This window comes from Rhodopseudomonas sp. AAP120, from assembly GCF_001295845.1.
In the GTDB taxonomy this organism is placed as follows: domain Bacteria; phylum Pseudomonadota; class Alphaproteobacteria; order Rhizobiales; family Xanthobacteraceae; genus Rhodopseudomonas.
The window spans coordinates 104,513-110,900 of record NZ_LJIC01000061.1 but is presented as its reverse complement, the minus strand read 5'-3'; the positions used below and the strand labels follow the sequence as shown (position 1 = coordinate 110,900).

Here is a 6,388-nt window from a genome sequence, read left to right as displayed (position 1 = left end):
CCCGGCCATCCACGCCTTCAACCATCGGCCGGGAGAAAGACGTGGATGGCCGGGACAAGCCCGGCCACGACGAACGCAGGAGACTGACGCGAGGTTGCTGGAGCATTTGCGGTTCTGATGGAATTAGAACGGGCACTTTGGAACGCACGAAAGCTGGACGTTGTGAGTTCGGGCAAGCGACAGGACTACGACTTCGTCATTGCGAGGAGCGAAGCGACGAAGCAATCCAGCGCAGTGCACGGAGCTGGATTGCTTCGCTTCGCTCGCAATGACGTGGAAACTCTTTGCCCGAAAACTCGCTTTCACCAGATGTTCGGCACCGCTTCGATCAAGGGATGAACTGCTCTAGCTCGGCGCTCGTGCTACGCGCCCTTCTTCAGCTCCGCATATTCCTGCTCATAGGCGGCATAAGAGTCCTTCAGCGTCGCCGAATTCAGCAGCATGGTGGCGACCAGGCGGCCGCTGCTGTCGAAGGCTTCGGTGCGCGCCCACAGGCTTTCGGTGCGTTTGCTGCCGGACAGCGCAACAACCTTGCGCTGGATCCGGTAGCTCTCGCCGACGAACAGCGGGCCGGCGATCAGCCGGATTTCCTGATCGGCGAACAGGCCGACGGCGGGGCCACGTACCGGCAGGCCGTCCTGCTTGCTGACGTGCTGGAACAGCACGCTCAGCATCTCCATCGGAATGATCGGCCGTCCCCACGGCGAGGCGGCGTGATAATACGGCGACGGCTCGGTGATCACCTTGAGCTTATCGGCCAGCGAGAACGGATACAGCTCGCCCATGTGCTGGTCGGCGTCCATCTTCACGGTCTGCGGCTTGGTGGTCATGCCGACCGTGATGTCGCGCAGGATCACCGCGTCGGTGAGCGGCTTCAGCTCGGTGAGCCGCTGATCGAGCGCCGACGGCGGCGCATCCGTGCCGACCGATGCACTGCCGCGCAGCACTTCGGTGCCGTCACGCTTGACCATGCGGATGGTCGTATGGCGCGCGCCGTTCGCCGGCTTGTCGACGATCGCCTGAACCTCTTCGCCTTCATACGCGGCGTTACGATAATGCGCCGAGAGGCAGCCGGTCTCGAACCACTCGCGGCCCCACAGCCGTTCGCCCAGCGGGGCAAACTGGCTGAAATGCGTCGGGCCCTCGATGGTGCCGCCCTTGAAGCCGAGCTTCTGCGCGGTGGCGTCGTCGTGAATCGAGGCGTGCGAATCGTAGACCTGCGCGTGCAGCATCTGTCGCGGCTGGCGCCACGGGCCGGCCAACGCGGTGCCGGTGTCGTCGATGGACGTGTCGAAAGCGGCTGTGCTCATCGTTTGCTCCCTTACCAGGTGTCGACACAGGGCCGCTTGCGTTCGGTACGCTCCGGCGGCGTCGGCACCGAGCGCAGGCCGGCCATGATCCAGCGCCGTGTCTCGGCCGGGTCGATCACGTTGTCGATCTCGAACACCGAGGCGATCGAGGTCGCCTTGCCGTTGGCGTACATCTCGGCGACCTTGTTCTTGTAGTAGGTCTCGCGCTCGACCGGATCGGCGATCGCCTCCATCTCCTTGCGGAAGCCGAGCCGCACGTAGCCTTCCAGCCCCATGCCACCGAACTCACCGGTCGGCCACGCCGCGGTGAAGAACGAGGCGTGGAAGCCGCCGCCGATCATCGACTGCGCACCGAGGCCGTAGCCCTTGCGCAGCACGATGCCGAACAGCGGCACCGTGAGGCTCGCGCCGGTGACGAACATTCGGGCGACGTGGCGGACGATGGCGGTCTTCTCCGCTTCGGGGCCGACCATGAAGCCGGGCGTGTCGCACAGCGACACGATCGGAATGTCGAACGCATCGCACAGCTGCAGGAAGCGCGCCGCCTTGTCGCCGGCCGGCGCATCGATCGCGCCGCCGAGATGTTTTGGATTGTTGGCGATCAGCCCGAACGGCTTGCCCTCGATGCGGATGAAGGCGGTGACGATGCCGACGCCGAAATCGCGGCGGATTTCCAGCACCGAATCCTCGTCGGCGATCAGCTCGATGACGTGGCGGATGTCGTAGACCCGCAGCCGGTTCTCCGGGATCGCGCGGCGCAGCAGCCGCTGATCCGCGGCGCGCCACTCGGCGACCGGCCCCTGGAAGTAGGACAGATACTTCTGCGCGACCCGCGTCGCCTCCTCCTCGTCCTCGACCAGGATATCGACGACGCCGTTCGGCGACTGGAACGACACCGGGCCGACTTCGGCCGGGTGATACACGCCGAGGCCGCCGCCCTCGATCATCGCCGGGCCGCCCATGCCGATCGAGGCATTTTGCGTCGCGATGATCACATCGCAGCAGCCGAGCATCGCGGCGTTGCCGGCGAAGCAATAGCCGGAAACGACGCCGATCACCGGCACGAGACCCGACAGCTTGGCGAACTGCACGAAGGACGGCCCGTCCAGGCCGGTGAGGCCGAGCCGGTCGGTGTCGCCGGGCCGGCCGCCGCCGCCTTCGGCGTAGAACACCAGCGGCATCTTCCATTGCTCGACCAGCGTCAGCATGCGGTCGATCTTCTTGTGGTTCATGTGGCCCTGGGTGCCGGCCAGAACCGTGTAGTCGTAGGAGATCACCATGCAGCGCGCGTCGTGCTCGCCGAACTGCTTGGCGTTCACGGTGGCGACGCCGGCGACGAGACCGTCGGCGGGCGTGTTCTTGATCAAATCGTCGAGCGCGCGGCGGCGGCGCTGGCCGGCGATCGCCAGGCTGCCGTATTCCATGAACGAGCCTTCGTCGACCAGCTGCGCGATGTTCTCGCGCGCAGTGCGCTGATTGGTCTTGCGCCGCCGCGCGACCGAGTCCGGCCTGTTCTCATCGAGCGTGTTGCCCTGCCGCGCCAGCATTTCGGCGAGGTCGGGGCGGATCGCGTCGAGATCGATCTCGGCTTCCTCGGCCGCCTGATCGCCCTCGACGTCGAGCGGCTCGAGATACAGGATCGCTTCGCCCTGCATCAGCGTCACGCCATCGGCAGTGACGATGCGGCGGATGCGGCCGCCCTGCTCGGCCGTGACGAGATGCTCCATCTTCATCGATTCGAGCACCGCGAGCTGCTGCCCCGGCCGCACCACGTCGCCTTCCGCGACGGTGATCGCCACCACCGTGCCCTGCAGCGGCGCGACGATCGACACCGCGCCTTCCGGCGCAGCTTCAGCCGCGGCCTTGCTGTGCCCCTGCTGAACCTCGCCGCCCGGCAGCGCCACCAGCGGCGCGCCGAGCTTCTCGGCGGCGGCGACCAAATCGGCGACGTTGCGATCGATGAACGCGGTGCTGACGCGATTGGCCTTGAAATCCGGATGCGCCAGGATCGCCTGCAGCAGCGCACTATTCGTCTCGACGCCGGCGATTCGGAATTCGCGCAGCGTCCGCGTCGCCTTGGCGACCGCATCGGGCCATTGCCCGGGCGCGTGCACGATCACCTTGGCGAGCAGCGAGTCGAACGCCGCGCTGGTCTTGTAGCCCGCATAGCCGAACGTATCGACGCGGACGCCCGGCCCAGCCGGCGGTTCGAACACGCCGAGGATGCCGCCGCTCGGATGCGTCGCGCCGCTCGCATCCATCGTCTCCATGTTCACGCGGAGCTGGATCGCAAAGCCGCGCGGCCGCGGCACGTTCGCCTGCTCGAGCCCTAGAGAACTAAGCGTCGCGCCGCCCGCCACCGCAATCTGCGAGCGGACCAGATCGACCCCGAGCACTTCCTCGGTGACCGTGTGCTCGACCTGCAGCCGCGGATTGGCTTCGATGAACGCGAACGCGCCCTCCCCATCACCGCCGTCGCCATCGACCAGGAACTCGAAGGTGCCGAGACTGTCGTAGTTCGCCGCCTTGGCCAGCTTCACCGCCGACTCGACGATGCGGCTGCGTAGTGCATCACTCAGCGAGGGGCTCGGTGCGATCTCGACCAGTTTCTGGTTGCGGCGCTGGATCGTGCACTCGCGCTCCCACAGATGGCTGATCGCACCGTGCTGATCGCCGATGATCTGCACTTCGATATGCCGCGCATTGCGGATCAGCCGCTCGGCATAGACGCCGTCACTGCCGAACGCCGCCTTGGCTTCGGACTGACAGCGCGCAAACGCTTCGCCGAGATCTTCGGCGCGCTCGACCACCCGCATGCCGCGGCCGCCGCCGCCGGCCATCGCCTTGATCATCACCGCCGCATTGGCCCCGAGCGAGGCGAAAAATGCCTGGATGTCCTCCAGCGTCGACGGCCCCTGGGTGCCGGCAATGATTGGCACTCCCGACTTCTTGGCAAGTTGCCGTGCCGCAACTTTGTCACCGAATAGCCTCAAGGCTTCGGGCGACGGACCAATGAACCGGATACCTTCCTCGGCGCAGCGCCGGGCCAGGTCGGCGTTCTCGCTGAGGAAGCCATAGCCGGGATGCAGCGCGTCGCAATGCGCCGCCTTGGCGGCTTCAATCACGGCCTCGATATCGAGATAAGCCCTTGCGCCGCGGCCCGGAATCTCGCGCGCCTCGTCGGCAATGCGCAGATGCAGCGACGCCGCATCGTCATTCGGATAGATCGCCACACTGGCGAGCCCGGCATCGGCCGCGGCCCGCGCGATGCGGATCGCGATCTCGCCGCGGTTGGCGATCAGTAACTTACGAAACGACATGCGACTTTCCTCATCCCAATCATCGGCAGCGCCGCCGCGCGATCAGCGCGCGTCGGCGTTGAGTTCTTGCTTCTTCACTTTGCCGGTCGCAGTCATCGGCAAGGCGTCGATGATGCGGATCTCCGGCACTTTGTAGACCGCCATCCGCTCGGCGCACCAGGCCTGCAACTCGGCCGGCGTGATGCTGCCCTCGGCTTCCGGCTTGAGCTGGATGAACGCCACCGGCACCTGACCCTTGCCCGCATCGTCGCGGCCGACCACGCCGGAGCCCAGCACTGCGGGATGCTGGCCGAGCAGCGCTTCGATCTCCGGCGGAAACACGCTCATGCCCTTGACCTTGAGCATCTCTTTGCGCCGGCCGAGGAAATGCAGAAAGCCCTGCGGATCGATGGTGCCGATGTCGCCGGTGCGCAGCCAGCCGTCGACCAGGGACTGCGCGGTCGCCTCCGGCTTGTTCCAGTAACTCTTCAGCAGCGACGGCGTCCGCACCCGGATCTCGCCTTCGCTGCCGAGCGGCACCAGCTCGCCGGTTTCGAAGTCGGTGATCTTGAATTCGGCGCCCGGCACCGGCAGGCCGACGAAGATCGGCTGCGAGTTCAGGTCGAAATCATCGCGCTGGAAGCCGACCGTGAAGGTGTTCGATGTGTGGGTCTCGGTCATGCCCCACGAGGCTTCGGTGAGGATCGTGCCGGTGAGATCCTTCCAGCGCTTGCGATAGTCCGGATTGAGCTTCTTGACGAAGGAGACGACGCGCACCTGCTTCAGCGACGACAGGTCGAACTCCTTGAAGCGCGGATGGTCCATCAGCTCGACCGCGCCGTCGACAGGCATCGCGGTGACGCCAACCTTGTAGCGATCGATCGCCGACAGCACGCCGAGCGCATCCCAGCGCGCCAGCAGCACCAGCGTGGCGCCGGCGAACAGCGGGAAGATCAGGCCGAAATTCTCGCCGGCGATCCAGAACTCGGGAAAGAACGACAGAAACACGCTGTGCTCGTCGGCGACAACCGAGATGCCGTGATTGGCGGCGGCGGTGTACACCATGTCGCCCTGCGTATGGACACAGCCCTTCGGCATGCCCGTCGTGCCACCGGTGTAGTTCAGCGCCGCGACGTCGTCGAGCGAGGCCGGCGGCAGCGGCTCCGGCGCAGTCATTGCCGCCAGCGTCGGCAGCAGATCGGTTGCGCCGGCCACAGCCACGCGCGGGCCGCGGACGGAGTCCGGCACCGGGATCGACGGCGTCGCAGGGATCACGTCGGCGAAGCTGGTGACGATCACCTCGCGCAGCTTGGTCTCGCCGCGCACCTGATCGACCACCGGGGCGAGCTGATCGAGCGCTACGATCACTTCGGCATCAGTGTCGTTAAGTTCGTAGGACAGCTCGAACGCGCGCGACAGCGGGCTCACCGGCACATGGATCGCGCCGAGCTTGAGGATGCCGAAGAATACGATGTGAAACTGCGGGCAGTTCGGCAGGAACACCGCGACGCGGTCGCCCTTTCGCACACCCTTCTGCATCAGCAGCGCGGCGAACCGGTCGCTGAGCTGATCGAGCTCCGCATAAGTGGTGACGTGGCCGTAGAAGATCACGGCCGGTCGCTCCGGCGCGCGCTTCGCCCATGCGCGCAGATATTCGCTCAACGCGATTTCGCCGTGGGGATATTTCGGCTGCGTCGGCAGGCCCTTGGGCCAGGCCTTGGCCCAGAGATCGTGCAACTTGGTAAGATAGTCGGCTTCGGCCGCGCTGGCGCTCATGTC

Annotated in this window: 3 protein-coding genes; all 3 read right to left on the bottom strand. The window is 66.1% G+C overall.

Features of this window, described 5'->3' with window-relative positions; genetic code table 11:
- Positions 1 to 362 precede the first annotated feature (362 nt).
- The 3 genes from IP86_RS11110 to IP86_RS11100 are packed head-to-tail and all read right to left on the bottom strand — an operon-like array spanning position 363 to position 6,385.
- Positions 363 to 1,310, bottom strand: a complete 948-nt coding sequence (locus IP86_RS11110) for a hotdog family protein (RefSeq protein ID WP_054162581.1) — start codon at positions 1,308 to 1,310, stop codon at positions 363 to 365.
- 11 nt (positions 1,311 to 1,321) lie between these two features.
- On the bottom strand, positions 1,322 to 4,630 hold the full coding sequence (locus tag IP86_RS11105; protein ID WP_054162580.1) for an acetyl-CoA carboxylase family protein: 3,309 nt from the start codon (positions 4,628 to 4,630) through the stop codon (positions 1,322 to 1,324).
- A 42-nt stretch (positions 4,631 to 4,672) separates the two neighbouring features.
- Complete coding sequence (locus tag IP86_RS11100) at positions 4,673 to 6,385, bottom strand: AMP-binding protein (protein WP_054162579.1); 1,713 nt, start codon at positions 6,383 to 6,385, stop codon at positions 4,673 to 4,675.
- Between the last annotated feature and the right edge of the window lie 3 nt (positions 6,386 to 6,388).